We start from the raw sequence: 24,080 nt of genomic DNA, 5'->3' as shown, positions 1-24,080 counted from the left end.
GGGCCAAGGCTCAGATCCGGCCCAGCGCCTTGTCCACGCCTTTGTTGGCGAGCATGTCGGCGCGTTCGTTGCCGACGTCGCCCGAATGGCCCTTGACCCAGCGCCATTCGATCACGTGACCTCCTTCGGCCACCAGCTTGTCGAGTTTCTGCCAGAGCTCGACGTTCTTGACCGGCTGCTTGGTCGAGGTGCGCCAGCCCTTGGCCTTCCAGCCGCGGATCCATTCGGTAATGCCCATGCGCACGTACTGGCTGTCCAGGTAGAGGATGACCTTGCAGGGCCGCTTGAGCGCGGCCAGTCCCTCGATCACGGCGGTGAGCTCCATCCGGTTGTTGGTGGTGTTGAGTTCGCCGCCGAACAGTTCCTTTTCGGTGGCGCCCGACTTGAGCCACGCGCCCCAGCCGCCGGGGCCGGGATTGCCTTTGCACGCACCATCGGTGTAGATCACGACTTCGTTCAAAACGCTCTTTTCCTTCTTCTTTCAATACTTCAATATCAATCGGCGCGGTCGGCCTTGGCCTTGTGCATCTTGCCTGCAATGGGTACCGGCGCGGTGGCGCGCGCCGCTGCGCGGCGCCAGTCGGCGCTCAGCAGGCGCATGCCGCGCACGCGCTTGACGGCCACCAGGAAGTACGCCGCGCCGAAGATGGACCACCAGCGCTCGCCGGCGGCATCCATCCAGCGGCAGCGCTCGAGCCACGCCTCGCTGCGCACCGCGGGCCGGTAGACGCCGAAGCGCCCCGACTCCACCTCGAAGCTCAGGAGCCGCAGCCAGTCGCGCATGCGCCAGTAGCCGATGAACTCGCCGCCCTCGGGCAGGAAGAGGTCGCCGAAGCCAAGCCTGCGGTACAGGTGCGCGCGGCGCTGCCGCATGCCCCAGAGGCTGGCCGGATTGAGTCCGCAGATCACCACGCGGCCCTCGGGTACCAGCACCCGCTCCACTTCGCGCAAGGCCGCGTGGGGGTCCTCACTGAGCTCCAGCGCATGCGGCAGCACCACCAGGTCGAGGCTGTTGGCAGCAAACGGCAGCGCCGCAAAATCGGTGAACAGCGCCGCCCTGCCGGACGTCTGGCCCGGGTCGGGCAGGGCCAGCCAGCGATGCGGCATCCGGTTGGTGCGCAGGCCGTCGACGCCGGCGGCGCCGAGCTGCAGCGCGTGGTAGCCAAAAACATCCGCCACGGCCTCGTCGAACTGGGCCTGCTCCCACGCGAGCAGGTAGCGGCCGGGGGGGGTCGCGAACCAATCCTGCAAACCTATAATTTGACCGCTCATGACCCTTGTTCCGCTGCCCGCCTTCGCTGACAACTACATCTGGATGCTGCAGGACGGGTCCAACGCGATCGTGGTGGACCCGGGCGACGCCCAACCCGTGTTCGACGCCTTGGCGCGCGACAAGCTGCAGCTCGCCGCGATTCTAGTCACGCATCATCACCCCGATCACACGGGCGGCGTGGCCGCGCTCCATGCGGCCACCGGCGCACCGGTCTTCGGTCCGGCGCGCGAACGCATTCCGGAGCCGTTCAAGCCGCTGTCGCACGGCGACACGGCCGAGGTGCTCGGGCTGCGCTTTTCGGTCATCGACGTGCCGGGCCACACGGCCGGCCACATCGCGTACTTCCTGCCCGCAAACGCCGGCCGGACGCCGCTTCTTTTTTGCGGCGACACGCTGTTCTCCGGCGGCTGCGGCCGGCTGTTCGAAGGCACGCCGGCGCAAATGCTGGCTTCGCTCGATGCGCTCGCCGCGCTGCCGGGCGACACACGCGTATGCTGCGCGCACGAATACACACTTGCTAACCTGCGTTTCGCCCGCGCGGTGGAACCCGGCAATGCCGATCTGACTCAGTACAGCGCGCACTGTGAAAGCCTGCGCGCGCAGGGGCGGCCCACACTGCCCTCGCAACTGGCCACCGAACGCCGGATCAACCCCTTTCTTCGCAGCCGCGAAGCCACTGTCCTTAGAGCGGTGCGCGAGCACGCCGAGCTTTCCGCCGATGCGGCCGAAGCCGACGTGTTTGCTGCGCTGCGCCAATGGAAAAACGACTTCCGATGAAACTTATCGCTGCTGTCTGCCTTGCAGGCTCACTGTTGCTCGCGGGCTGCGCGGGCACCACCAGCTCGTCTTCCTCCACCGCCGCATCCGCGCCATCCTCCGCCGGCGGCACCGGCGCCAAGGCCTCCGGCAGCGCCGCGCCGGTCTACCCGGGTGGCCCGCTCACTCCCATCACCAGCAGCGAAGCCCATTCGCAGAGCGTCGTCACGCTGGCGCCGCCCGCCGACATGTGGGACCGCATCCGCCGCGGCTTCAAGATGCCGAACCTCGAGAGCGACCTGGTGCGCGACCGCGAGCAGTGGTATGCCAGCCGGCCCGACTACATCCAGCGCATGACCGAGCGCTCGAACAAGTACATCTTCCACATCGTCGAGGAACTCGAGCGGCGCAACATGCCGACCGAGCTCGCGCTGCTGCCGTACATCGAGAGCGCGTTCAACCCGCAGGCCATTTCCAGCGCGCGCGCCGCGGGCATGTGGCAGTTCATGCCCGCCACCGGCACCGACTTCGACCTCAAGCAGAACATCTTCCGCGACGACAGGCGCGATGTGGTGGCCTCGACGCGCGCCGCACTCGACTACCTGCAAAAGCTCTACGGCATGTTCGGCGACTGGCAGCTCGCCCTGGCCGCCTACAACTGGGGCGAAGGCAGCGTGAGCCGCGCGATCGCCAAGAACCAGCGCCTGGGCCTGCCCACCACCTACAGCGATCTTTCCATGCCGGCCGAAACGCGGCTCTACGTGCCCAAGCTGCAGGCGGTGAAGAACATCGTGGCCAATCCGCAGGCGTTCAACACCGAGCTGCCGCTGATCGCGAACCACCCGTACTTCCAGACCGTGACGCTCACGCGCGACCTCGACGTCGAACTCGCCGCCAAGCTGGCCGACATCCGCCTCGAAGACTTCCGCGCCCTCAATCCGGCCGCGCACAAGCCCGTGCTGCTGGCGGCCGGCACGCCGCAGATCCTCCTGCCCTGGGACAACGCGGCCGTGTTCCAGCGCAACTTCGATGCGTACTCGCAAGGCCAGTACGCCAGCTGGACGGCATGGGTGGTTCCCAACACGATGACGGTGGCCGATGCGGCCCAGCGCTCGGGCATGAGCGAGGCCGACCTGCGCGCGCTCAACAGCATCCCGCCGCGCATGCTCATCAAGGCCGGCTCGACGCTCATCGTGCCGCGCAGCGCCCGCGTCAAGGAGGACGTGACGGCACTGGTGGCGGACAGCGGCCACCTGAGCTTCCAGCCCGAAATCGTCAATCGCCGCACCACCGTCAAGGCCGGACGCAACGACAGCGTGGCCAGCATCGCGCGCCGCTACAAGCTCAAGCCCGACAGCGTGGCCGAGTGGAACGACGTCAAGCTCAACCACGCGTTCAAGCGCGGCTACAGCGTGGTGGTGTATCTGCCGGTTCGTGCTGCGCCCGAAGCGCGCGTCGGATCGGGCGCGGCACGGGCGCACGGCCGAGCCGCCGTTGCCGACAAGCGCGGCGGCAGCCAGGTGAAAGCGGTTGCCGCGCGCGGCCGCAACGTGGTGGTGAAGACGCCGGCAAGCAAGCAGGTGGTACGCGAGAAGCGCGGCGGCACGCCGTCGAAGAAAAAGCGCTGAGCCTTGCCTGCGAGCCGGCGGCAACCGAGGCGCTGCGCTAGAGCTTTTCGGTTTCGCCGCTGCGCGGCTGCCACTTCATCAGCCGCTTCTCGATCAGGCCGACCAGGCCGTCGAGCAAGAGCGCAAAGCCTGTCAGCACCACGATGCCGGCAAAGACGGTGTTCACGTCGAAGGTGCCCTCGGCCTGGAGGATCAGGTAGCCCACGCCGCGTGCCGAGCCCAGGTACTCACCGACCACCGCGCCGACGAAGGCCAGGCCCACCGAGGTGTGCAGGCTCGAGAACACCCAGCTCGTCGCGCTCGGCAGGTAGACCGTGCGAAGCAGTTGCCGCTGGTTGGCGCCGAGCATCTTCGCGTTGGCCAGCACCACCGGGCTCACCTCGCGCACGCCCTGGTAGACGTTGAAGAACACGATGAAGAACACCAGCGTGACGGCCAGCGCCACCTTGCTCCAGATGCCCAGGCCGAACCACAGCGCGAAGATGGGCGCGAGGATCACGCGCGGCATGGAATTGGCGGCCTTGATGTAGGGGTCGAGGATCAGGCTCGCGGTGGGTGCCAGCGCCAGCCAGAGCCCGCAGGCCAGCCCGAGCACGGTGCCGATGCCGAAGGCCAGCACCGTCTCGAGCAGCGTGGTGCCCAGGTGCCGGTAGATGTCGGCATTGCCTTTCAGGCCTTCAGGAAACAGCAGGTTCGGCGGCACCTCGAACGGCAGGAACCAGCTCCAGATGCGCCCCGCCACCTGGATCGGCTCACCCAGGAAGAAAGCCACCTGCTGGTTGCGCGAAGCCAGGTGCCAGCCCACCAGGATGATCGCGAGCAGCACCAGCTGCCAGAAGCGCGCGTTGCGTTCGTTCAGGCGCGGCATCATGCGGCCTTCCTCAGCTGCTGCGCATAGCCCTTGAGCACTTCGTCGCGCAGCACCTCCCAGATCTGCGTGTGCAGCTCGACGAAGCGCGGCTGCGTGCGCACCTCGGCCACGTCGCGCGGGCGCGCAAGATCGATCGCGAACTCGCCGATCGGATGCGTGGCCGGCCCGGCCGACAGCACCACCACGCGGTCGCTCATCGCAATGGCCTCGTCGAGGTCATGCGTGATAAAGAGCACTGCCTTCCGTCCGTGCGAGCCCCCGGGCGCTGTGCGCCCACCCCCCGAGGGGGTGAGCTCCTGCCTTGGGGCGGCCCGGCGGCCCTCGCTCGGCGCGCTCCAGAGTTCGAGCACCTCGTTCTCCATCAGCTGGCGCGTCTGGATGTCGAGCGCGCTGAAGGGCTCGTCCATGAGGATGATGTCGGGGTCGAGCACCAGCGTCTGCGCGAGCGCCACGCGCTTGCGCATGCCGCCCGAGAGCTGGTGCGGATAGCGGTCGCCAAAGCCCGAGAGGCCCACGCGAGAGAGCCAGGCCTCGGCCTGCCCGCGCGCATCGGCATCGGGCACGCCGCGGTACTGCAGCCCCACCATCACGTTGTCGATGGCGCTTCGCCACGGCATCAGTGCCTCGGTCTGGAACATGTAGCCGGCGCGCGCATTCACGCCCGCGAGCGTCTGGCCGAAGACCTTGACGGCACCCGACGACGGCTCGAGCAGGCCCGCGCCCACGTTCAGCAGGGTCGACTTGCCGCAGCCCGTGGGGCCCACCACCGAGACGAATTCTCCGGCCCGCACGCGCAGCGTAGTGTCGGCCACCGCGGTGTAGCGCTGGCCCGGGTCGTCCTTCGAATGGAAGGTGCAGCTGATGGAGAGAAGCTCGAGTGCGTAGTCGGACATGTCTGGCGAGAATTCTGGCATTGGCCGCCACAAGAAAAAACCCGGCCGAAGCCGGGTCGCGGGGACGTTCGGAATCAGGCTTTGAACCTGTCTTTCGCGCGCCTTGCAAAATCGTTGGTGTAGGTCTTCGTGAGATCGATCTTGTCGGGCTTCACTGCGGTGTCGAAGCTCGAGATCGCGGTGAGCGCCGTCTTGGGACCGTCGGCCGGCACGAGGCCGTCGGTGGCGATCGATTCGCGCACCTTGTCGAAGGACGCGAGGTACAGCGCGCGGTCGCCGAGCAGGTAGGTTTCGGGCACTGTCTTGATGATGTCGCCCGGGCCGGCGGTCTGCAGCCACTTGAGGCCGTGCACGATCGCATTGGCCAGCGCCTGGCAGGTGTTGGGATTCTTCTGGATGAAGTCGACCGGCGCATAGAGGCAGGCGGCAGGCATCGGCCCGCCGAACACCTGCTGCGTGCCCTTGAGCGTGCGCGTGTCGCTGATGATCTTCACGTCGCCCTTCTGCTCGAGCATGGTCATGACGGGGTCGGTGTTGCTGATGGCGTCGATCTGGCCCGAGCGCAGCGCCGTGAGCGCGCCGGCCGCCACGCCCACGCCGATGTAGCTCACGTCGCTGGCCTTGAGGCCGCCGCGCGACAGCACCAGGTTGGCCACCATGTTGGTCGAGGAGCCCGGCGCCGAGACGCCGATCTTCTTGCCCTTGAGATCGGGAATGCCGGTGTAGCCCGCCATGTTCTTGGTCGACACCCCCACCGCGATCTGCGGCGCGCGGCCCTGGAGCACGAAGGCCTGGAAAAACTGGTTCTTGGCCTGCAGGTTGATGGTGTGCTCGTAGGCGCCGGAGCATACGTCCGCCGATCCGCCCACCACGGCTTGCAGCGCGCGTGCGCCGCCGGCGAAATCGGAGATCTCGACGTCGAGGCCTTCGGCCTTGAAGTAGCCGAGCTGTTCGGAGATGGTGAGCGGCAAATAGTAGAACGCCGCCTTGCCGCCCACTGCGATGGAAATCTTCGTCTTCTCGAGCTTGGCTTGCGCAAAAACCCGCGGCAGCGCGATGGTTGCCGCAGCGACTGCGGAGACTGTCATGAGGGTTCTGCGGTGGAGCATGGAGCAATCCTGCGGGCGCTTGATTCTGGTGGACTGAATCGAGCTTAGGGGTGCGCCCCCGTTGCCTGCATCGGGGTCATCCCGTGCGGGTTTCCACGTAAGCATGAAGACCTCCGCGAGGCCTGTGCCAAACGGCCTGCTGCGCGCTGGCACAGAGGCTTTTTTCGCTCTTAGCGCGCGAGAAAAAGGATCGCGATATTGACCACGAAACCGAGCGCCCAGACCGCACTGCGCACGGAGCCGATGCCCTTGATATAGACCGCGATATAGATCACACGCAGTACGACATAGGCCACCGCCAGCATGTCGAGCCGCGCCTGATTGGCGCCGAGCTGATGCGCAATGATCACCGCGCCGATGAAGAACGGAAGGCCTTCGAAGCTGTTGGCCTGCGCGCTGTTGGCGCGCGCCCGCCAGCCGCTTTGCCTTGCGGCCCAGTCGCGCGGCTGCACGTTGTCGCGCGGACCAAAGCTGCCGGCCTTGGCGATCCATGCCGCGAAATACGGCAGGCCGCAGGCGATGAACACGCACCAATAAGCGACGGTGAGCAAGGAAAAAGTCATGGGGGGTTGCTTGTCTGCGTTCAGCGCAGCGGCTGCAGCGGCCGCTGCGCGCTATCGGCGGTCCACCAGGGCATGCGCGATGGTCCCGAGATCCACGTATTCGAGTTCGCTGCCCGCGGGCACGCCGCGCGCGAGGCGCGTCACGTTCAGGCCCCGCTGCCGGAGCGCTTCGCCGATCACGTGCGCGGTGGCTTCGCCCTCTGCCGTGAAGTTGGTGGCCAGGATCACCTCGCTCACGGTGCCGTCCAGCGCGCGGTCGAAGAGCTTCTGCAAACCGATGTCCTTGGGCCCGATGCCGTCGAGCGGGCTGAGCTTGCCCATCAGCACGAAGTAGTAGCCGCGGAAGGCCCCGGTGCGCTCGAGCGCGGCCTGGTCGGCCGGCGTCTCGACCACGCAGAGCTTGCCTGCGTCGCGGCGCGTGTCCAGGCACACGTTGCAGACTGGTGCTTCGGTGAAGGTGTTGCAGCGCTCGCAATGCCGCACGTTGCCGGCCGCCTGCTGCAAGGCGCGCGCAAGCAGCTGTGCGCCCTCGCGGTCGTGCTGCAGCAAGTGGAAGGCCATGCGCGAGGCCGACTTGACGCCGACGCCGGGCAGGCGGCGCAGCGCATCGACCAGGGCGTCAAGCGAACTGGCGTCGGCCATCAATGGCTCAGAACGGCAGCTTCATGCCGGGCGGAAGGCCCGGCATGCCCGCGGTGAGCTTGCCCATCTTCTGTTCGCTGGTTTCCTCGGCCTTGCGCACCGCGGCATTGAAGGCGGCGGCCACGAGGTCTTCGAGCATGTCCTTGTCATCGGCCAGGAGGCTCGGGTCGATGGTGATGCGCTTGACGTCGTGCTTGCAGGTCATCACGACCTTCACGAGGCCCGCACCCGACTCGCCTTCGACCTCGATGGTGGCCAGTTCTTCCTGGGCCTTCTTGAGGTTGTCCTGCATTGCCTGCGCCTGCTTCATGAGGCCGGCCAGTTGTCCTTTGTTGAACATCGTTGGTCCTGATTGGTTGAGATGGATGAAGGATAAGAGAGATGGCGGCCGATGCCGAATGCCGCAAGAGCCGGCACGGTTTTTCAGTGGCGTTCAGTCAGGCGGGCTTGAGTGTTCCGGGCACGATCTTCGCATCGAATTCGCGCATCAGCATCTGTACTTCGGGATCGCTGCGGATGGCCTCCTCGGCCACGCGCTGGCGCTCGTCGGCCGCCTGCTTGTTGCGGCGCGCGGGGCTGTCGACCACGGCGCCGATCTCGATCGCGAGCTTCACGCCGTGGCCGAGCGCCGCCAGCGCATCGGTGAGCTTCTCGCGGGCCGAAGGCTGGTTGAGCAGCTCGCGCTCGACGCGAAGTATCCACTGGTCGACATCGCGCGCCACCAGCTGCGACTGGAGCGCGAGCTCGCGCGCCAGCGCGTTGATGCTCTCGGCCGCGATCATCTGCGTGACCGTGGCGTGCCAGAAGTCGCCGTCCTCGCTCGGCGGAATGGGCGGCGCCGGGCCGCGCTGCTCGTCGGGGCGCGGCGCGTCGCGCTGGCTCGGCGGCGGCTGCACGCGCATCGGAACGGCAAGCACCCGCGGCGCTTCCGCAGCCGGCGAGGGTTCGGCCTCGGCGGAAGCCCGGGCCCCGCCCTGCCGCACCGGCTCGCTGACCACGGCCAGGCGCTGGCCGGCCGGCGCCGGGTTGGATCGAGGTACCGGCGCAGCGGGGGGATTCGACGCTGGCGGCGCGGCGATCACCGCCGTGTGCTGATGAGCCGGTGCCACGGCCGCAGGGACCGAAACCGCCCGGGCGGCTTCATTCAGAGTTTTTTTTTCCGCGGAGGCCGAAGCAGCGGCCGCGTTGGAAGGCTTGAAAGCCAGAAGCCGCAACAGCACCATGGTCAGCGCCGCGTATTCGTCGGGCGCCAGGCCCAGTTCGCCGCGCCCGTGCAGGCACAGGCTGTAGAGCAGCTGGGTTTCGTCGGCCGGCATCAGCGACGCGAGGCGCGCCGTGTCGGCGGCGTCGGGATCGGTCGCCGAATCGGCCGATTCGGCCCGCGAGGGCACTGCCTGCAGCACGGCCATGGCCTGCAGCACGGCGGTCATTTCTTCCAGCGTGGACGCGGCCGACATGCCGTCGCGCCGCAGCGCCTCGGAGGTGTCGACCACCGTCCTGCCATCGCCCAGTGCCAGCGCCTCGATCAGCTTGAACACATGGCCGCGGTCCACGCTGCCGAGCATCTGGCGCACGCCGCTTTCGAGCAGTTCACCGTTGCCGAACGCGATGGCCTGGTCGGTGAGCGACAGCGCATCGCGCATCGAGCCGCGCGCCGCACGTGCCAGCAGGCGCAGCGCCTGCGGCTCGGCCGGCACCTGCTCGGCCTGCAACACGCCCGTGAGGTGCTCCAGCACCGTCTCGGGCGCCATCGGCCGCAGGTTGAACTGCAGGCAGCGCGACAGCACCGTGACCGGCACCTTCTGCGGATCGGTGGTGGCGAGCACGAACTTGAGGTATTCCGGCGGCTCCTCGAGCGTCTTCAGCATCGCGTTGAACGCGGTGTTGGTGAGCATGTGCACTTCGTCGATCATGAAGACCTTGAAGCGCCCCTGCACCGGCTTGTAGACCGCCTGCTCGAGCAGCGACTGCACCTCGTCCACGCCGCGGTTCGATGCCGCGTCGAGTTCGGTGTAGTCGACGAAACGGCCCGAATCGATGTCCTTGCAGGCCTGGCACACCCCGCAAGGCGTGGCCGTGATGCCGCCCTGCCCGTCCGGCCCCTGGCAATTGAGCGACTTGGCCAGGATACGCGAGACGGTGGTCTTGCCCACGCCCCGCGTCCCGGTGAAAAGATAGGCGTGATGCAGGCGCTGCGTGGTCAACGCGTTCTCGAGCGCCTGCACCACGTGCCCCTGGCCAACCATCTCACCGAAGGTTTTCGGACGGAACTTGCGAGCGAGCACGAGATAAGACATTGCGGGCATTCTAAAAGGCGCGAGGCGGGTCCTCGGCCCCACCCCGCAATCAAAAAAGGCCCCTGTCTTTTCGCGGGATACCGCGGAACCAGCTCCGCCGGGCCGCTGGTATCGCCCCCAGCAGGGGGGTGGGCGAAGCGACACGAAGTGCGCGCAGCCTGGGGGGTTACAATAGCCTTTGACGGGCCTCCCTGCATGGTGAAGTGGCCAACCGGGTCAGGTGGGGAACCAAGCAGCCCTAACTGCGTAGTCAGTGCCAGGGGTAAGGCTCGTCAACCTAACATCCAGGAAGCCGTGAGCTCTCAAGAACTTGCGCGCTGAACAGGGGCCACGAGTCCCGGTCCGCAGAACCTGCCTGCAGACTTTCGCACAGCTGCCCCCCGCTATCCAATCTGTCGCAAGCCGGCCATGACCTCTTCGGCAGGCGGCAGTTCGCTGGTACGCCAGACCAGGCGGGCGCGGCGATCGAACAGATAAACCTGGCCGGTATGCCGGTCGCCCGCTGCCGCGCCTCCCGTGAAAAGCCTGAACATCGAGTCGAGTGCTTCGGGGGCTGGCGCCGCCGCGCTCCACGTCGGTCTTGCGCCAAAACGCCGCAGCCAAGCGCTCAATGCCGCGGGGTCGTCGGCCAGCGGATCGATGCTCAGCGACAGCAGACGCACCGCTGCATTGCGCTCGGTCAGCAATGCCGCCTGCAGCGTCGAGAACAAGGCCCCCTGAATCGGGCAGACCGTGCTGCAACCGGTGAACATCAGTTGAACGGCCGTCAGGCTGCCTTGGAGCTGCGCCGCGAGCATCGGCGCGGCGCCATCATGGCGCCGCAGCGGCAGGGCCGGGGCCGCCACCGCCGGCATCACCGGGCCGGTGCTGTCGTTCGCGCGGGCCGGAGGCACACCCAGCCACGCCAGCGCGCTCGCGGCAAGCAGGCGCCGGCGCCCGAGGGATGCAGCCCGGCAGGTTAGGAGGCGGCGAGGCGCGTTCATTCGGAGGGAGCCTGCGTCAGGTAGTCCCACAACGCCGCGCACTGGCCATCGTCGGCATCGAAGCGCGGCATGGCTCGGGGCAGCGTGACGTGGGCCGGGTCGACGCCGGTGCGCAGCGTGCGGCAGAAGGATGCGCGCTCGTACGCGACGGGCGGGCCGCCGCGCCGCGGGAGGGTTTCGCGCAACTGGCGCCGGTCGAGCGGCGGCGCGAATCCGGGGACCGCGGCGGCGGACCTGCCGGGCCCCGCATGGCATTGGATGCAGCGCGTCGCTGCACTCGGCAGCGGCGCGTTGTGGCCGGACAGTGTGCCGGCGAGCGGCTCGGCGCCATCGAACAGGCGCACGCCGCGCGCCACCGAGGAAGGCACGGCCGCTTCAGGCTCTTCGGACCACGCCGGGCCAACAGCCAGTGCGGTTCCGAAGGCCAGCGCCAGCATCATCATCGACGGCCTCGGCTTCGCGAAGCGCACCGGCCGCTACCGGATGTTGATGGTCCGCGCCACGCTCGGCACGCCACTGCTGTCGAGCGCGAACAGCATGTAGTTGCCCGGCAGCACCGTGCCGCGGTCGGCCGGAATGCCCAACTGGTAGTTGCCTGCCGTGCCCGTGAACGCCAACGGGATGCGGCGCTGGTCGGTGTTGACCGAATGAGTGGCCGATGCCATGCGCACCAGCGCAAAGTGGGCCGCCGCACGGTCGGTCGCCACGGCGATCTGGCTCCCCCATGTGGCGCTGGCCGGCGCGGCCGTGATGGCCGGGCGGGAGGCGGGCGAACCGTCGCTCGTCAGCAGGTACGGTGGCGTGTAGATCTCCGCATCAGGGTGGTCGCCCACGCAGTCGCACAGCCCGCCGCCGCCCGCCAGCACGCGTCCGTCCGGCAGCAGCAGGGCCACGCTGTGATAGTTGCGCGGTTTCTGCATCGGCGGCACCGTGATGAAGCTCTCCAGCCCCGGGCTCCACAGCTCGGCGGCCAGCACGCTGTAGGAGTCGGAAAACGGAACGGGCTGCGTCTGCCCGCCTATCACGAACACCTCGCCGTTAGGCAGCACCACGCTGTTGACAAAGGTTCGGCCATAGGCCATCGGCGAGAGCTTGCGCACCGTGGGTGCCGTCGGCGCGCCCGCGCTGATGTCGATGATGTAGGCGGTCTTGAAGGCGTCGCCGCTGTCGTGGTTGGGCGCGCCGCCGAGCTTGAGGATCTTGCCGATGTCGTACATCACGGCGCTGGCGGTCATGGCATAGGGGTCGTCGCTGCGTGGACCGGCCTGCAGGATCGCGCCGCTGCCGCGTGTGTCGATCCAATGCATTGCCGCCGCGGGACCGGCGTGGAATACCCAGCCGTCGGCGGCGCCGAACAGCCACATGTGGTTGTCGCCCCGGTAGACCCCGGCCGCGTCCGGGCCGGCCAGCGGCGGGTTCGCGACATTGCTCGCATCGGGCATGTTGGCCGGTACGCCGGACAGCGTGCGCCAGGTCCTGGTGGCGGCCGACCACACCTCGCCGTACTTGCCGCCCTGCCCGCCGTTCCACGACCCGCCGACTGTGAACACAGAGCCGTCGGACATCGTCGTGCTCGCCTGGTAGGCACGTGCGATACCGAGTTGCGCCCCCGCCGCCCAGCCGCCCAGCGCCGGGTCGTAGATCGAGGTCTTGGTCGCATCGCTGCCGCCGCTGACCAGCACGCTGCCATCGGCCAGCATGCTCAGGCCGGGGCAGAACATCTGGTGGCCGGTCGCCGTGATCGACAACGGGCTGGAGCTTCGCGTGACAGGATCGAACACCGTGGTGTAGGTGTAGGCCTCGCTGCTGCTCGTGCTGAAGCTGTTGGGCGAGCGGGCAGCCCACAGCAGCAGCTTGCCGTCCGGCAGGTTCGCGGCCGACGCGGGCACGAGCGGCAATGCGATCGGATCGGACCAGGGCTTCACTGCGGCGGTCGATTGCGCCGCGGTGTAGCCGGCCGCCGTGAACAGGTACTCGTTGGCCGGCAGCCACTTTCCCTTGAATCGGGAGCGCAGCCGGACCACGAGTCCCGCGCCGTCTATGGGAAGGTTTGTCACCGTCAGCGTTGTCGCGCTGGTCGATGTGTCCACCACGGGTGTCGCCGAAGAGGCCGACAGGATCGTCAAGCCGTACTGGTTGGCACCCGTGTTGGTCCAGACGAAGGTCGCGCTGCGGCTGGCGAACTTGGTGCCGGGGGACGGACTGGTGAGGGAGGCCGGCTGTCCGTCTGGCGGCACCGGCTTGCTTGCCGATGCGGACGTGCCCGCCAGCGTCGGATTCGCGCCCTGCGCGCGGGCGCCGCTTCCTGCGTCACCGCCGGACCAAACCAGGAACACCAGGGATGCATAAGCAAGCCCGCGCGCGGCGCGCGGCGATGGAACGCTGGTCATCGCTGCTCCTTTATTTTTTGTCTGGTTGCAGCTTATTCCTTGTGCGCGCAATAAACAATACAAAAGTATTCAGTTATACCCTCAAAGACCCAGCCGCTCGATCGCGCCGCGCGCCGCAGCCGCCCCGCTGGCCATCGAGGCTGTCAGCAGGTAGCCGCCGGTCGGCGCCTCCCAGTCGAGCATTTCTCCTGCCACGAACACGCCCGGCGCCGCGCTGGCCATGAGCCGTTCGTCGAGCGCCTCGAAGCGCACGCCGCCTGCGGTGCTGATGGCTTCGTCGATGGGCCGGGTCGCGACCAGCCGCAGCGGCACGGCCTTGATCGTTGCCGCCAGCTGCACGGGGTCTTGCATGGCTTCGCGGCTGAGCGCCTCGTGCAGCACGCCGGCCTTGATGCCTTCCAGCCCGAGCCGGCTCTTCAGATGGCTGCTGAGCGAGCGGGCGCCGCGCGGATGCTTCACAGCGGCCAGCACCTGCTCGGCGCTGCGGTCGGGCAGCAGATCGAGGAGCAGCGTCGCGCTGCCGTGCGCGGCGATCTCGTCGCGCAGCAAGGCCGATGCCGCATAGATCAGGCTGCCTTCGATGCCGGTCGCGGTTGCCACGAATTCGCCCTTGCGCGCAAAGCGACGCCCCTGGCTGTCGGTGAACGCAATCGCAACCGACTTGAAGGGCTGGCCCGCGAAACGGCTCGCGAAATGTTCGCTCCACCCTGTCCCGTCGAAACCGCAGTTGGCAGGCAGCAGCGGCGCGACGTCGATCCCGCGCGCCTGCAGCCACGGCGCCCACGCCCCATCCGAGCCCAGCCGCGCCCAGCTCGCACCACCCAGGGCGAGCACCACCGCATCGGCCTTCGCGATGGCCTCGCCCGTCGGAGTGGCGAAGCGCAGCGAGGCGGTGTCGGGCGATGCGTCACCGAGCCAGCGGTGGCGCATATGGAACTGCACGCCCGCCGCGCGCAACCGGTGCAGCCAGGCGCGCAGCAGCGGGGCGGCCTTCATGTCGGTCGGAAACACGCGGCCCGAGGTGCCGACGAAGGTCTCGATGCCGAGGCCGGCCGCCCATTCACGCACCTGCTGCGGACCGAAGCGCGCGAGCATCGGTTCGAGCTGCGCACGGCGCTCGCCGAAGCGGCTCATGAACAGGTCGAAGGGCTCCGAGTGCGTAAGGTTCATCCCGCCGCGGCCGGCCAGCAGGAACTTGCGGCCCACCGAGGGCATGGCGTCGTAGACGTGCACCTGCACGCCGGACGCGCTCAGGACTTCGGCCGCCATCAGGCCGGCCGGTCCGCCGCCGATCACGGCGACGGTTTGGGAAAGAGTCATTCGAGAGTTACCAGTTCGCCCTGCCCGGTCAGGAACGCGGCGCGCACCAAGGCACCGGGATAGGCATGTTGCACGGCCGCGCGGTAGCGCTGCATCTGTGCGATCAATTCCGCGTCCCGTTCGGGGCGCGTAGCGGATTTGTAGTCGAGGATCCACCAGGCACCGCTGGCGCGCTCGCGCACCAGGCGGTCGATGCGCAGCGTCTCGCCTTCGTGGACCAGCGTCACTTCGTTGCCGTGCCAGTCGATCATGCGCTCATCCCACGCCCAGGCGCCGGCGCCCGCGCGGATGCGCTCGGCCAGCACTGCAGCGCCGCGCGCCTGTTGCGCGTCGAGCATGAATTCGCGGGCCGCGGCGCGCACGTGCGCGGGCGGCAGTGCCTCGCCCGGAAGGGCCCATTCGAGCAGCCGGTGCATCGCCTGGCCGAAGGCCGCAGCCCGCGCATCGACGGTAGCGCCTGCGGCTTGCCTGGTGGCCGGTGCTTCCTTGGCCGCAGATGCGAGGACGGGCATCTTCTTCATCGAGAAATTTCCGGCCCCGGTCTCCACGGGCAGCGCGAGCAGCGGCTCGTCGGCTTCAACGGGCTCGCACATCGATTCGAGCCGCGACCACCAGCTGCCCTCGTTGGCCCGGGCCGGCTGCACCGACGACAGCACGAGGCGCTCGCGCGCCCGCGTGGTCGCGACGTAGAGGCCGTTGAGCTCCTCGCGATGGCGCGCGCGCTGTTCTTCCTCGAGCAGGGTGGCCGCGCAACCCGGCGGCGTTTTTTCGCTTGCCAGGAACACGAAGCGCGTGGGCGCGCTGTCGCTGCCCTTCCATTCAACCAGCACGCCCATGGTCTGGGCGCGCGGCGGCGGCGCGTCGCAGTCGAGCATGAGCACGGTGTCGGCTTCCAGGCCCTTGGCACCGTGCACGGTGAGCAGTTGCACCGCATCGGGCACGGCGACGGAAGGCGCCCTGACGCCGCCGGCGCGCAGCGCACGCACCAGCGCATAGGGCGTGGCAAAGCGCGCGCCCTCGATCTCGAGCGAAGCCGCCAGCAACCCGCGCAGATTGGCCAGCGCGCTCTGGCGCATGGCCGAAGGCATGGCGGCGCCGAACCTGGCCAGCACGTCGCCATCGTGAAAGATCGCACTGAGCGCATCGTGCGGCGGCAATGCGGCGAGCCAGCGCTGCCACTGCCTGAGCCTGACGCCGGCCTCGGCCAGTTCCGCCGGCAGGCCCTCGCCTTTCTGGATCAGCGCGAACCAGCTTGAAGAGGAGTGCTCGCGCTGGCGCAGCGCCAGCTGCACCAGCGCCTCGTCGCTGATGCCGAAGAGCGGCGACTTGAGCGCGCGCGCCAGAGAAAGGTCGTGCGCGGGCGACACCAGCGCATCGATCAACGCCACCACGTCCTGCACTTCGGGGGCGTCGTGCAGTTCGTTCTTCTCGGGCTGCTGCACGGGAATGTGGCGCTGGCGCAGCGCGTCCTGCATGGCGGACAGCCGGTTGCGGCGGCGCGCCAGCACCATGATCTGGCGCGGCGGCGTGCCGTCGGCAATGCGCTGCGCGACCCAGCGCGCGGCCTGCTCGCATTCCTTTTGCAGCAACTGCTCTTCGGGCAGCACCCGCGGCGTGACGAGGCTGTCGCGCCAGTGCAGCATGCCGTCGTCCGCGGGCGCGGCCTCGGCTGTGGTATCGAGGGCGCCGCGGTCGATGGGCGGGAGCTTGAGCAGATCGCCCGCGTCGCTGCGCTCGGTGGTGTGCGCGCGGTAGCCGTCGAACTCGCCGGCGTCCTGCGCGGCCAGCATGGACTGGTTGACCAGGCCGACCACCGCGCGCGCGTTGCGGTGGGTGTGGTCGCAATTGAGCAGCTCGCCGCCCAGCCCTTCGCGCACGAATCTCTTCGCGGCGATGAAGACCTGCGGCTCGGCGCGGCGGAAGCGGTAGATGCTCTGCTTCGGGTCGCCCACGATGAAGACGCGCGGCGCCTTGCCGCCCGCGCCGGTGTAGGCGCTGAGCCAGCCGTAGAGCGCCTGCCACTGCAGCGGATTGGTGTCCTGGAACTCGTCGATCAGCAGGTGCGCGATGCGCGCATCGAGCCGCTCCTGCACCCAGCCCGACAGCGCCGACTGGCCCAGCAGCAATTGCGCGGCCTGTTCGACGTCGTTCATGTCGACCCAGCCGTGGGCACGCTTGACCTCGGCGAAGGCGGAGATCAGAAGGCGCGTGAGGCGCGTCATGCGCTGCTGGTAGAGCCAGGCCGCATGCTGGGCCTGCGCGGCGCACAGAGTCTGGAGCTCGGCCTCGGCTTCTTGTGCGGCGGGGTATTTCTGCAGGTTCTTGTTGAGCCGGTCTTCGGTGGCGACGAAGAAGTTCTTGCGCAGGTGCGCGAGCGCGGCAGGGAGCGACTCCTGCGGCGGTTCGCCATTGCCGAACACGTCGATGATCGCCTCGGCCGCTTTCTGCGGCGTCTTGTTGGCTTCGCGGCCGAGTGCGGCGGCACGGTCGAGCCAGCGGCGCCGAACCTGCTCCCCGCGCAATGCGCCGGTCGGTTCGTCCAGTCCCTCGAGCGAGGGATGAAGCGCGCTGAAATGCTGCACCGCCGACACCGGGTCGGACAGCGAGAACTCGACCCGGCGCGTGAGCGCTTCGCCCAGGGCCTTGGCGGTCTGCGACCGGCCATAGGTGGCGACGACGGCGTAGTAGTCGGCCAGCGCCTCCTTGTCGGCCGTCACCGCTTCGAAGAAGGGGCGCCAGGTGCGCGAGCGCGCCTCGGCATCGTCCTCGAGCAGCTCGTAGTTCGCGGGCAGGCCGAGCTCGCGCAGCACCGCCAGCGGCGCGTTGCGCAGCAGGCCCGCGAACCAGGCGTGGAAGGTGCGGAACTGCACCGGCCGGCCGCCTTCGAGCAGGCGCCTGTAGAGGCCTTGCAGGCGCGGCACGGCGGCCAGCGCGGCATCGGGCTCGACGCCGCGGATCACGAGTTCGCGCACCAGCTCCTCGGGGCTGCGCTCGGCGAACTGCTCGAGCCATTGGTCGAGCCGCTCGCGCATTTCGCCGGCGGCCTTCTTGGTGAAGGTGATGGCCAGGATCTCGTGCGGCTCGCAGGCGGATTCGCCTTCCTCGAGCAGCGCACGCAGGATGCGCGACACCAGCATCCAGGTCTTGCCCGCGCCGGCGCAGGCTTCGACGGCCACCGAGCGACGCGGATCGCAGGCGACGGTGTAGAAGGCCTCGCGCGTGACGTGCCGGCCGTTGTGTTCGTAGGCGGCGCCGTTCATTTCGCAGGCCCTCCCTCGGTCGGAGACGAAAGTACAGGCTGTTCGATCTCCCAGAAATCTTTTCTGCAAAGCCCGCGTGCCGCGCAGTAGTCGCAGACTGCGCCCTCCCCCAGCGGCGGCAGCGCCGCGCCCTGGGCAATGCGGGTGAAGTCGTCGAGGATGCCGGCCACCAGCGCATCGCGCGCCTCCACCACCACGGGCTGCTCGACGGTCTGCGTGCCGGACGACTTCTCGCCGACGTTGACGTAGGCCGCGCGCAAGGTGTCGTCGGCCACCAGCGCGGCATAGAAGGCGAGCTGCGTGTCCTCGGTTGGATCCTTCACGCGCTCCTTGGTCACCGCGGCCGATTCGGTCTTGTAGTCGATCACGAAGGCCTGGCCGTCCGGCATGCGGTCGATGCGGTCGAGCCGGCCGACCAGTTGCAGGTTGCCCAGCGGCTGTTCCATCCAGGGTTCGGATTCAGCGAACACGGCGCCGCTCGCCTCGTGCCCGGCAAGCCATTGGAGGTAGCCGTCGCGCACCGCCGGCCATGCCGCCGCGAACGGCAGGAACTCGGCATCGGACAGTCCGAACTCGCGCGTGGCGCGCTCGGCCGCCGCGCTGATGTACGCTGCACGCTCAGCGGCATCGCTGGTTGGCTTCTCTTGCAGCGCCTCATGGAAATGGCCCAGCACGGCATGCAGCCAGTTGCCGAAGTCGCGCTTGTCGACCTCGGCATCGAGCTCGTCGGCGCTGCGCAGGCCCAGTTGCCGCAGCGCGAAGAAGCGGTAGGGACAGCGGCGCAGGTCTTCGTAGACGCTGGTGGAGATGTTGCGCAATGGCAGCAGCGCCCCCGACGGCGTCGGGTAGGCGGTCGGCTGCAGCGCCACCTCGCGCGGCGTGCGCGGGTCCGCCATCATTTGCAGGGCGTGGTCGAGCTGCAGCGCCTGCACCAGCGGGCTGGGGCGGACCGGCTCGCCGCTCGCATCGGACTGGCGCCACAGCACTTCGCAATTCGGATTGCACAGGGCCGCGGCCCATGCAGAGCGTTGCGCGGCCTCGAGCGTCTCGCGCGCGGGCAGGCCCAGTTCGGCGCGCTGCGCGGCGCTCCAATTGCCGGGCGGCTCGGGCGATGCGGGCAGGCGCCGGTCGTCGCAACCGGGAATGACCACCGCGCCGAACGCGCGGCCCAGCAATTGATGCAGCGGCAGCACCACCACCTGCGGCGCCTCGCCGCCGGCGGGCGGCACGAAGCTCGCATCTTCGAGCACGTCGCGCACCCAGGCCGTGAACTCGGCCAGCGTGTGGCGTCCGCCGGGAAATTCGTCGTCTTCGCCATGGACATCGGCATCGAGCCACAAGGCGCCGATCACCTTGGCGCCGGCCATGTCGGCTGCGAGCGGTTCCCATTGCTCCCCGGCCTCCAGCAGTTCGCGCACGGCGCGCAGCCATTCGGCCAGGGGCCTCGAGCGGGCCATGGCCATGCGGCGGCCTTCGATGGCTTCGGTGAACGGCAGCAGCGCGATGTCCTGCGGCTTCTCGCTGCGCGCGGCCCGGCCGCACCAGGCGGACCACTCGCGCACGCCTTCGCGCCGCAGCCGGGATTCGAGCGCCTGGACGGCGAGCGCATCGCCGTCGGCGCCGCTCTTGAGCCATTCGAGCACCTGGTCGCTGCCGGCGTCGTGCGCGCAGGCGCGCAGCGCGCTCATCACGGTGGCGGCGGCGCGCGTGGTGGAAAGCTTCCAGCCGGTTTCGTCGTGCGCCGTGACACCCTGCGCCTGCAGCTGCGCGCCGATGCGCCGCGTGAGCGCCCGGTCGGTCGCGATCAGTGCCACCGGCGCGCGGCCTTCGGCCAGGTGCCGCAGCACGCAGGCGGCCGCCAGTTCGGCTTCGTCTTCCGGATCGGCGGCGACATGCGCGGCTGCCGTAGCGGCCGCAGGGCTTGTGGGCACCAGCGAGAGATGGATGGCGCGATCGCCCCACAGGCTGCAGAGTGTCTGCGTGAGTGGATCGGCCTGGAAGCCTTCGAGCACGATCAGCGCATCGACCTGCGCACGCACCGTGTCGCGCAGCAGCACGTCGGTGGCATAGCCCGAATTGGCGGCCCAGGCCATCGCGACGCGGATCAGCGCGCTCTCGATGCGGAACCATTCCGACTCGCTGCCCGCATCGGCCACCTGGGCCGCGCGCTGCGCCCATTCGCTGCCGCGTACCCCGGGCAGCGCGGCCGCCGCCAGGGGCGCCAGCTGGTAGGCCAACTCGACCACACGCCCGGCCAGCGCGAAGCGTTCGGCGGCAAAGCCGGCCTGCGACAGCAGCGCCTGGGCCGTGACCAGGTCGCGCGCCATGTCGAAAGCAATGTCGTAGCCCGTGGGCAGGAAGCCGCCCGCGCTGCGCGCCCAGTTGCGCGTGGTCTCGAAGCGCGGCGCGAAGCCCGGGCTGCCGCAGCGCGACCACATGCCGTGGGCCACACCCATCAATTGCGCATACGGCACCAGCACCACGGTGCGCGCCGCATGCAGCCCGTGCTGCGCAATGGCGCCAGCGATACGCGCGACGACGCCGCCGGCGGGGTCGCACCACAGGGCCTGGACGGGGTGGCCTTCGTTCATGTTCTATCGAGGGGTTGGAGGGCGTGGAGGCGCAACGCGCAAAGGGCTTTTGCTATCGGCGCCATAGCGTTCCCGCATGGCACCCCACCCCTTGGTTTCTGTCACAATGACCAGCACTTTAGCTGCACCGAAACTCTCTGCGCACAAGGACACATCACATGGCCAGCGACCTGATCAAACACATCTCCGATTCTTCCTTCGAAGCCGACGTGCTCAAGTCCAGCCAGCCTGTGCTGGTCGACTACTGGGCCGAATGGTGCGGCCCCTGCAAGATGATCGCCCCCATCCTCGATGAAGTGTCGACCGCCTACGAAGGCAAGCTGCAGATCGCCAAGCTCAACGTCGACGAGAACCGCGACATCCCGGCCAAGTTCGGCATCCGCGGCATCCCCACGCTCATGCTGTTCAAGGACGGCCAGCTGGCCGCCACCAAGGTCGGCGCCATGAGCAAGGCGCAGCTCACGGCCTTCATCGACCAGCAGCTCGCGTAAGGCATTTCACCCGGCCAGCGCGCAATGCGTTGGCCGGACGGATTTTTGCTGTCATAATCTCCCACAGATCACCGGCCCCTTCGAGGTAACCGGTTCGAGTTCCCCGGTTTGTGAGGCAGCTCTCGCCTCACATCAAACCTCCCCCCGTTTTTCCGATCGATTGCCCCGCAAGGGGTCATTCCATGCACTTAAACGAACTCAAGGCACTCCACGTGTCTGAAGTCCTCAAGCAGGCTGAAGCGCTTGAGATCGAAAACGTCGGCCGCATGCGCAAGCAGGAGCTGATGTTCGCGATCATCAAGAAGCGCGCCAAGGCCGGCGAACAGGTCTTTGCCGACGGCGTGCTCGAAATCCTGCCCGACGGCTTCGGCTTCCTGCGCAGCCCCGACACCAGCTTCACGGCCAGCACGGACGACATCTACATCTCGCCGAGCCAGGTGCGCCGCTTCAACCTGCACACCGGCGACATGATCGAAGGCGAAGTGCGCACGCCCAAGGACGGCGAGCGCTACTTCGCGCTGACCAAGCTCGACAAGGTCAACGACGGTCCGCCCGAGCAGAACAAGCACAAGGTGATGTTCGAGAACCTGACGCCGCTGTTCCCCAAGGAACAGATGAAGCTGGAACGCGACGGCGTCAAGAGCGACGAGAACATCACGGGCCGGATCATCGACATCATCGCCCCCATCGGCAAGGGCCAGCGCGCCCTGCTGGTGGCGCCGCCCAAGAGCGGCAAGACGGTGATGATGCAGCACATTGCCCACGCCATCAGCGCCAACTACCCCGAAGTGCACATGATGGTGCTGCTGGTGGACGAGCGGCCTGAAGAAGTGACCGAAATGCAGCGCACCGTGAAGGGCGAGGTCATTGCCTCGACCTTCGACGAACCCGCGGCGCGCCACGTGCACGTGGCCGAGATGGTGATCGAGCGCGCCAAGCGCCTGGTCGAACTCAAGAAGGACGTGGTGATCCTGCTCGACTCGATCACCCGCCTCGCCCGCGCCTACAACAACGTCGTGCCCTCGTCGGGCAAGGTGCTGACCGGCGGTGTCGACTCCAACGCGCTGCAGCGTCCCAAGCGCTTCCTGGGCGCGGCGCGCAACGTCGAAGAAGGCGGCTCGCTGACCATCATCGGCACCGCGCTGATCGACACCGGCAGCCGCATGGACGAAGTGATCTTCGAAGAGTTCAAGGGCACCGGCAACTCCGAAATCCACCTGGACCGCCGCCTCTACGAAAAGCGCGTGTTCCCCTCGATCCAGCTCAACCGCAGCGGCACCCGCCGCGAAGAGCTGCTGCTGGCACCCGAGATCCTGCAGAAGACCCGGATCCTGCGCCAGCTCATGTACAACATGGACGAGATCGAGTCGATGGAGCTCATGCTCAAGAACATGAAGGCGACCAAGACCAATGTCGAATTTTTCGACATGATGCGTCGCGGCGGCTGAGCACCACGCTCGCCGCAAAAAAAGCGCGTTGGCCCCCGGGCCAACGCGCTTTTTTCATGGGCGACCGATGAGGCGGATCGCCCGGCCCTCGGCCGCGCTCTGCTGGCCGATGTCGAGCAGTTCCATCAGCGCGACGGCCTGCTCGGGCGGCACCGGGTTCGGGCCGTTGCCGAGGATCGCATCGCGCACCGCGGCGTAGTACTCGACGTAGTTGCCGGCCCGCGTGGGCCAGGTCCGGCGCTGCGGCTCGCCGCCGTCGCTGGCGGGCACCACGAGTTCGCCGTCCTTCGGATCGGCGCCCCACCCCGCCATCGGGGGCCGCTGGCCGGCGCGCAGCGCGTCTTCCTGCCGATCGACGCCATGCTTGATGTAGCTGCCGCGCGTGCCGTGCACGATGTAGCGCGGCGCGGCATGGGCCGCGAGCGTGGTGGCGTGCAGCACCACGCGCAGCGGCGCATGCGGGCCGCTTTCGTAGCGCAGCACGGCGTGGAAATAGTCCTCGACCTGCGCGCCCTCGCGCAAGGCCGCGGTGTCGAGCTGCAGCGTGTCGGGCGTTCCGAACAACTGGACCGCCTGGTCGACCAGATGGGAGCCCAGGTCGACCCAGAGGCCCGCGCCCGGCACCTTCTGTTCGCGCCAGCGGTCGCGCACCTCGGGGCGGAAGCGGTCGAAGTGCGATTCCAGGTACACCAGCCGGCCGAGTTCCCCGCTCGCCAGCACGTCCTTGAGCGTGAGGAAATCGGCATCGAAACGCCGGTTCTGATAGACCGCCAGCAGGCAATTGTTGCGCCGAGCCAACAATTCGAGCTCTCTGGCCTCGGCCACGTCGAGCGTGAACGGCTTGTCCACCACCACGTGCTTGCCGGCCTCCAGGGCGGCCTTGGCGACCGGATGGTGCTGGGCGTTGGGGGTCGCCACCACCACCAGGTCGATGTCCGGCCGGCCCACGAGCGCGGCCGCATCGGGCACCACGGCCACGCCGGGCCAGTCGGCGTGGACCTTGTGCGGGCGGGAGCTCGCCACGGCCGCCAGTTCGAGCCCCGGCACGGCCGAAAGCACCGGCGCATGGAAGGTCTGGCCGGCGAAGCCATAGCCGACGAGGCCGGCGCGCAGGGTTCTGGAGGTCATCTGGAGGGCCGTCCTTCGCTCAAATCGGGACAGTATGCGATAATCGGCGGCTCCGCGAAAAGTGCAGCCGGGCGTCTTGCCCTGCGATTTCCCTCCCCGGAACGGCGTGTCCCCTTGGGCGCGCTTGTGGCTCTCGCATCGACCCCAAAGGAAAGACCATGGCAAAAGAAGGCATCCACCCGAACTACCGCGAAATCCTGTTCGTCGACATGTCGAACGGCTTCAAGTTCGTGACCCGTTCGTGCGCGAACACCAAGGAAATGGGCAAGACCGACGACGGCCGCGAACTGCCGCTGTTCAAGCTCGACACCACGAGCGAATCGCATCCGTTCTACACGGGCACGCAAAAGTCGGTCGACAACATGGGCGGTCGCGTCGAGAAGTTCCGCAACCGCTTCGGCAAGACCACCGGCGCTGCTTCCAAGTAAAGCACGCGC

The 24,080-nt window shown here is 68.2% G+C and carries 21 protein-coding genes and 1 other RNA gene; 6 read left to right on the top strand and 16 right to left on the bottom strand.

The window, feature by feature from the left end; all coding sequences use genetic code 11:
• Window positions 1-10: 10 nt before the first annotated feature.
• On the bottom strand, window positions 11-460 hold the full coding sequence (gene rnhA / locus ACAM54_RS11740) for a ribonuclease HI (RefSeq protein ID WP_012747450.1): 450 nt from the start codon (window positions 458-460) through the stop codon (window positions 11-13).
• Window positions 461-495: 35 nt separating this feature from the next.
• On the bottom strand, window positions 496-1,272 hold the full coding sequence (locus tag ACAM54_RS11735) for a methyltransferase domain-containing protein (protein ID WP_029689450.1): 777 nt from the start codon (window positions 1,270-1,272) through the stop codon (window positions 496-498).
• Between ACAM54_RS11735 and gloB the strand changes: the two genes are divergently transcribed.
• Entirely contained in the window at window positions 1,271-2,050 is a 780-nt protein-coding gene (gene gloB, locus ACAM54_RS11730; protein ID WP_025569369.1) for a hydroxyacylglutathione hydrolase, read from the top strand. The two genes, ACAM54_RS11735 and gloB, sit on opposite strands and share 2 nt — an antisense overlap.
• Window positions 2,047-3,657, top strand: coding sequence for a transglycosylase SLT domain-containing protein (locus ACAM54_RS11725; protein WP_025569368.1), 1,611 nt, complete (start codon window positions 2,047-2,049; stop codon window positions 3,655-3,657). Before gloB ends, ACAM54_RS11725 begins: the two co-directional genes overlap by 4 nt.
• 37 nt (window positions 3,658-3,694) lie before the next feature.
• On the opposite strand, the gene ACAM54_RS11720 is transcribed toward ACAM54_RS11725, so the two are convergent.
• The 7 genes from ACAM54_RS11720 to dnaX form a co-directional block, all read right to left on the bottom strand.
• Window positions 3,695-4,525, bottom strand: a complete 831-nt coding sequence (locus ACAM54_RS11720; protein ID WP_186454177.1) for an ABC transporter permease — start codon at window positions 4,523-4,525, stop codon at window positions 3,695-3,697.
• Window positions 4,525-5,421: an ATP-binding cassette domain-containing protein gene (locus tag ACAM54_RS11715; protein ID WP_025569366.1), complete on the bottom strand. Its 897-nt coding sequence runs from the start codon at window positions 5,419-5,421 to the stop codon at window positions 4,525-4,527. Before ACAM54_RS11715 ends, ACAM54_RS11720 begins: the two co-directional genes overlap by 1 nt.
• 74 nt (window positions 5,422-5,495) lie before the next feature.
• On the bottom strand, window positions 5,496-6,530 hold the full coding sequence (locus ACAM54_RS11710; RefSeq protein ID WP_025569365.1) for an ABC transporter substrate-binding protein: 1,035 nt from the start codon (window positions 6,528-6,530) through the stop codon (window positions 5,496-5,498).
• Window positions 6,531-6,700: 170 nt separating this feature from the next.
• Complete coding sequence (locus ACAM54_RS11705; RefSeq protein WP_369650782.1) at window positions 6,701-7,093, bottom strand: MAPEG family protein; 393 nt, start codon at window positions 7,091-7,093, stop codon at window positions 6,701-6,703.
• 51 nt (window positions 7,094-7,144) lie between these two features.
• Complete coding sequence (recR, locus tag ACAM54_RS11700; RefSeq protein WP_025569363.1) at window positions 7,145-7,735, bottom strand: recombination mediator RecR; 591 nt, start codon at window positions 7,733-7,735, stop codon at window positions 7,145-7,147.
• Window positions 7,736-7,742: 7 nt separating this feature from the next.
• Window positions 7,743-8,075, bottom strand: coding sequence for a YbaB/EbfC family nucleoid-associated protein (locus tag ACAM54_RS11695; protein ID WP_012747441.1), 333 nt, complete (start codon window positions 8,073-8,075; stop codon window positions 7,743-7,745).
• 97 nt (window positions 8,076-8,172) lie between these two features.
• A complete protein-coding gene (gene dnaX, locus ACAM54_RS11690) occupies window positions 8,173-10,032 on the bottom strand; it encodes a DNA polymerase III subunit gamma/tau (protein WP_025569362.1) in 1,860 nt (619 codons plus the stop codon).
• Between the two features lie 180 nt (window positions 10,033-10,212).
• Between dnaX and ffs the strand changes: the two genes are divergently transcribed.
• Window positions 10,213-10,309: signal recognition particle sRNA small type (gene ffs / locus ACAM54_RS11685), an RNA gene on the top strand.
• Between the two features lie 106 nt (window positions 10,310-10,415).
• Here the strand turns inward: ffs and ACAM54_RS11680 are convergent.
• The 6 genes from ACAM54_RS11680 to ACAM54_RS11655 all read right to left on the bottom strand — a co-directional run bounded on the left by ACAM54_RS11680 (window position 10,416) and on the right by ACAM54_RS11655 (window position 20,576).
• A complete protein-coding gene (locus ACAM54_RS11680; RefSeq protein WP_049809347.1) occupies window positions 10,416-11,015 on the bottom strand; it encodes an SCO family protein in 600 nt (199 codons plus the stop codon).
• Window positions 11,012-11,485: a hypothetical protein gene (locus tag ACAM54_RS11675; RefSeq protein WP_261380292.1), complete on the bottom strand. Its 474-nt coding sequence runs from the start codon at window positions 11,483-11,485 to the stop codon at window positions 11,012-11,014. The genes ACAM54_RS11680 and ACAM54_RS11675 overlap by 4 nt, the downstream gene beginning before the upstream one ends.
• Before the next feature lie 6 nt (window positions 11,486-11,491).
• Window positions 11,492-13,405 (bottom strand): galactose oxidase-like domain-containing protein, encoded by a 1,914-nt coding sequence (locus ACAM54_RS11670; RefSeq protein ID WP_369650781.1) that lies wholly within the window; start codon window positions 13,403-13,405, stop codon window positions 11,492-11,494.
• A gap of 81 nt (window positions 13,406-13,486) precedes the next feature.
• Complete coding sequence (locus tag ACAM54_RS11665) at window positions 13,487-14,725, bottom strand: TIGR03862 family flavoprotein (RefSeq protein ID WP_025569358.1); 1,239 nt, start codon at window positions 14,723-14,725, stop codon at window positions 13,487-13,489.
• Window positions 14,722-17,985: a UvrD-helicase domain-containing protein gene (locus ACAM54_RS11660; RefSeq protein WP_369650780.1), complete on the bottom strand. Its 3,264-nt coding sequence runs from the start codon at window positions 17,983-17,985 to the stop codon at window positions 14,722-14,724. The genes ACAM54_RS11665 and ACAM54_RS11660 overlap by 4 nt, the downstream gene beginning before the upstream one ends.
• Complete coding sequence (locus tag ACAM54_RS11655) at window positions 17,982-20,576, bottom strand: PD-(D/E)XK nuclease family protein (RefSeq protein ID WP_369650779.1); 2,595 nt, start codon at window positions 20,574-20,576, stop codon at window positions 17,982-17,984. The genes ACAM54_RS11660 and ACAM54_RS11655 overlap by 4 nt, the downstream gene beginning before the upstream one ends.
• A 158-nt stretch (window positions 20,577-20,734) precedes the next feature.
• On the opposite strand from ACAM54_RS11655, the gene trxA reads away from it, so the two are divergent.
• Window positions 20,735-21,067 (top strand): thioredoxin TrxA, encoded by a 333-nt coding sequence (gene trxA, locus ACAM54_RS11650; protein WP_012747433.1) that lies wholly within the window; start codon window positions 20,735-20,737, stop codon window positions 21,065-21,067.
• Window positions 21,068-21,249: 182 nt separating this feature from the next.
• Window positions 21,250-22,515 carry a transcription termination factor Rho gene (rho, locus tag ACAM54_RS11645; protein ID WP_021007063.1) on the top strand — a complete coding sequence of 422 codons (1,266 nt, stop codon included), beginning with the start codon at window positions 21,250-21,252 and terminating at the stop codon, window positions 22,513-22,515.
• 54 nt (window positions 22,516-22,569) lie between these two features.
• Here rho and ACAM54_RS11640 read toward each other — a convergent pair whose 3' ends face one another.
• The gene (locus tag ACAM54_RS11640; RefSeq protein ID WP_025569355.1) at window positions 22,570-23,643 is read right to left on the bottom strand and encodes an oxidoreductase; all 1,074 of its coding nucleotides are present in this window, start codon (window positions 23,641-23,643) and stop codon (window positions 22,570-22,572) included.
• Between the two features lie 158 nt (window positions 23,644-23,801).
• Here ACAM54_RS11640 and ACAM54_RS11635 point away from each other — a divergent pair, with 158 nt between their 5' ends.
• Entirely contained in the window at window positions 23,802-24,071 is a 270-nt protein-coding gene (locus tag ACAM54_RS11635) for a type B 50S ribosomal protein L31 (RefSeq protein WP_007836661.1), read from the top strand.
• Window positions 24,072-24,080 lie beyond the last annotated feature (9 nt).

Origin of the sequence: Variovorax sp. V93, from assembly GCF_041154485.1 — a bacterium.
Classification (GTDB): Bacteria; Pseudomonadota; Gammaproteobacteria; order Burkholderiales; family Burkholderiaceae_C; genus Variovorax; species Variovorax beijingensis_A.
The sequence above is the reverse complement of the archived record's forward strand: the minus strand, read 5'-3'. Positions and strand labels throughout refer to the sequence as shown.

Excerpts from the sequence above, each read along its gene's own strand:
- gloB (WP_025569369.1), top strand. The coding sequence starts at position 1,271 with ATGACCCTTGTTCCGCTGCCCGCCTTCGCTGACAACTACATCTGGATG.
- ACAM54_RS11735 (WP_029689450.1), bottom strand. The coding sequence starts at position 1,272 with ATGAGCGGTCAAATTATAGGTTTGCAGGATTGGTTCGCGACCCCCCCC.
- ACAM54_RS11725 (WP_025569368.1), top strand. The coding sequence starts at position 2,047 with ATGAAACTTATCGCTGCTGTCTGCCTTGCAGGCTCACTGTTGCTCGCG.
- ACAM54_RS11720 (WP_186454177.1), bottom strand. The coding sequence starts at position 4,525 with ATGCCGCGCCTGAACGAACGCAACGCGCGCTTCTGGCAGCTGGTGCTG.
- ACAM54_RS11715 (WP_025569366.1), bottom strand. The coding sequence starts at position 5,421 with ATGTCCGACTACGCACTCGAGCTTCTCTCCATCAGCTGCACCTTCCAT.
- ACAM54_RS11710 (WP_025569365.1), bottom strand. The coding sequence starts at position 6,530 with ATGCTCCACCGCAGAACCCTCATGACAGTCTCCGCAGTCGCTGCGGCA.
- ACAM54_RS11705 (WP_369650782.1), bottom strand. The coding sequence starts at position 7,093 with ATGACTTTTTCCTTGCTCACCGTCGCTTATTGGTGCGTGTTCATCGCC.
- recR (WP_025569363.1), bottom strand. The coding sequence starts at position 7,735 with ATGGCCGACGCCAGTTCGCTTGACGCCCTGGTCGATGCGCTGCGCCGC.
- ACAM54_RS11695 (WP_012747441.1), bottom strand. The coding sequence starts at position 8,075 with ATGTTCAACAAAGGACAACTGGCCGGCCTCATGAAGCAGGCGCAGGCA.
- dnaX (WP_025569362.1), bottom strand. The coding sequence starts at position 10,032 with ATGTCTTATCTCGTGCTCGCTCGCAAGTTCCGTCCGAAAACCTTCGGT.
- ACAM54_RS11680 (WP_049809347.1), bottom strand. The coding sequence starts at position 11,015 with ATGAACGCGCCTCGCCGCCTCCTAACCTGCCGGGCTGCATCCCTCGGG.
- ACAM54_RS11670 (WP_369650781.1), bottom strand. The coding sequence starts at position 13,405 with ATGACCAGCGTTCCATCGCCGCGCGCCGCGCGCGGGCTTGCTTATGCA.
- ACAM54_RS11665 (WP_025569358.1), bottom strand. The coding sequence starts at position 14,725 with ATGACTCTTTCCCAAACCGTCGCCGTGATCGGCGGCGGACCGGCCGGC.
- ACAM54_RS11660 (WP_369650780.1), bottom strand. The coding sequence starts at position 17,985 with ATGAACGGCGCCGCCTACGAACACAACGGCCGGCACGTCACGCGCGAG.
- ACAM54_RS11655 (WP_369650779.1), bottom strand. The coding sequence starts at position 20,576 with ATGAACGAAGGCCACCCCGTCCAGGCCCTGTGGTGCGACCCCGCCGGC.
- trxA (WP_012747433.1), top strand. The coding sequence starts at position 20,735 with ATGGCCAGCGACCTGATCAAACACATCTCCGATTCTTCCTTCGAAGCC.
- rho (WP_021007063.1), top strand. The coding sequence starts at position 21,250 with ATGCACTTAAACGAACTCAAGGCACTCCACGTGTCTGAAGTCCTCAAG.
- ACAM54_RS11640 (WP_025569355.1), bottom strand. The coding sequence starts at position 23,643 with ATGACCTCCAGAACCCTGCGCGCCGGCCTCGTCGGCTATGGCTTCGCC.
- ACAM54_RS11635 (WP_007836661.1), top strand. The coding sequence starts at position 23,802 with ATGGCAAAAGAAGGCATCCACCCGAACTACCGCGAAATCCTGTTCGTC.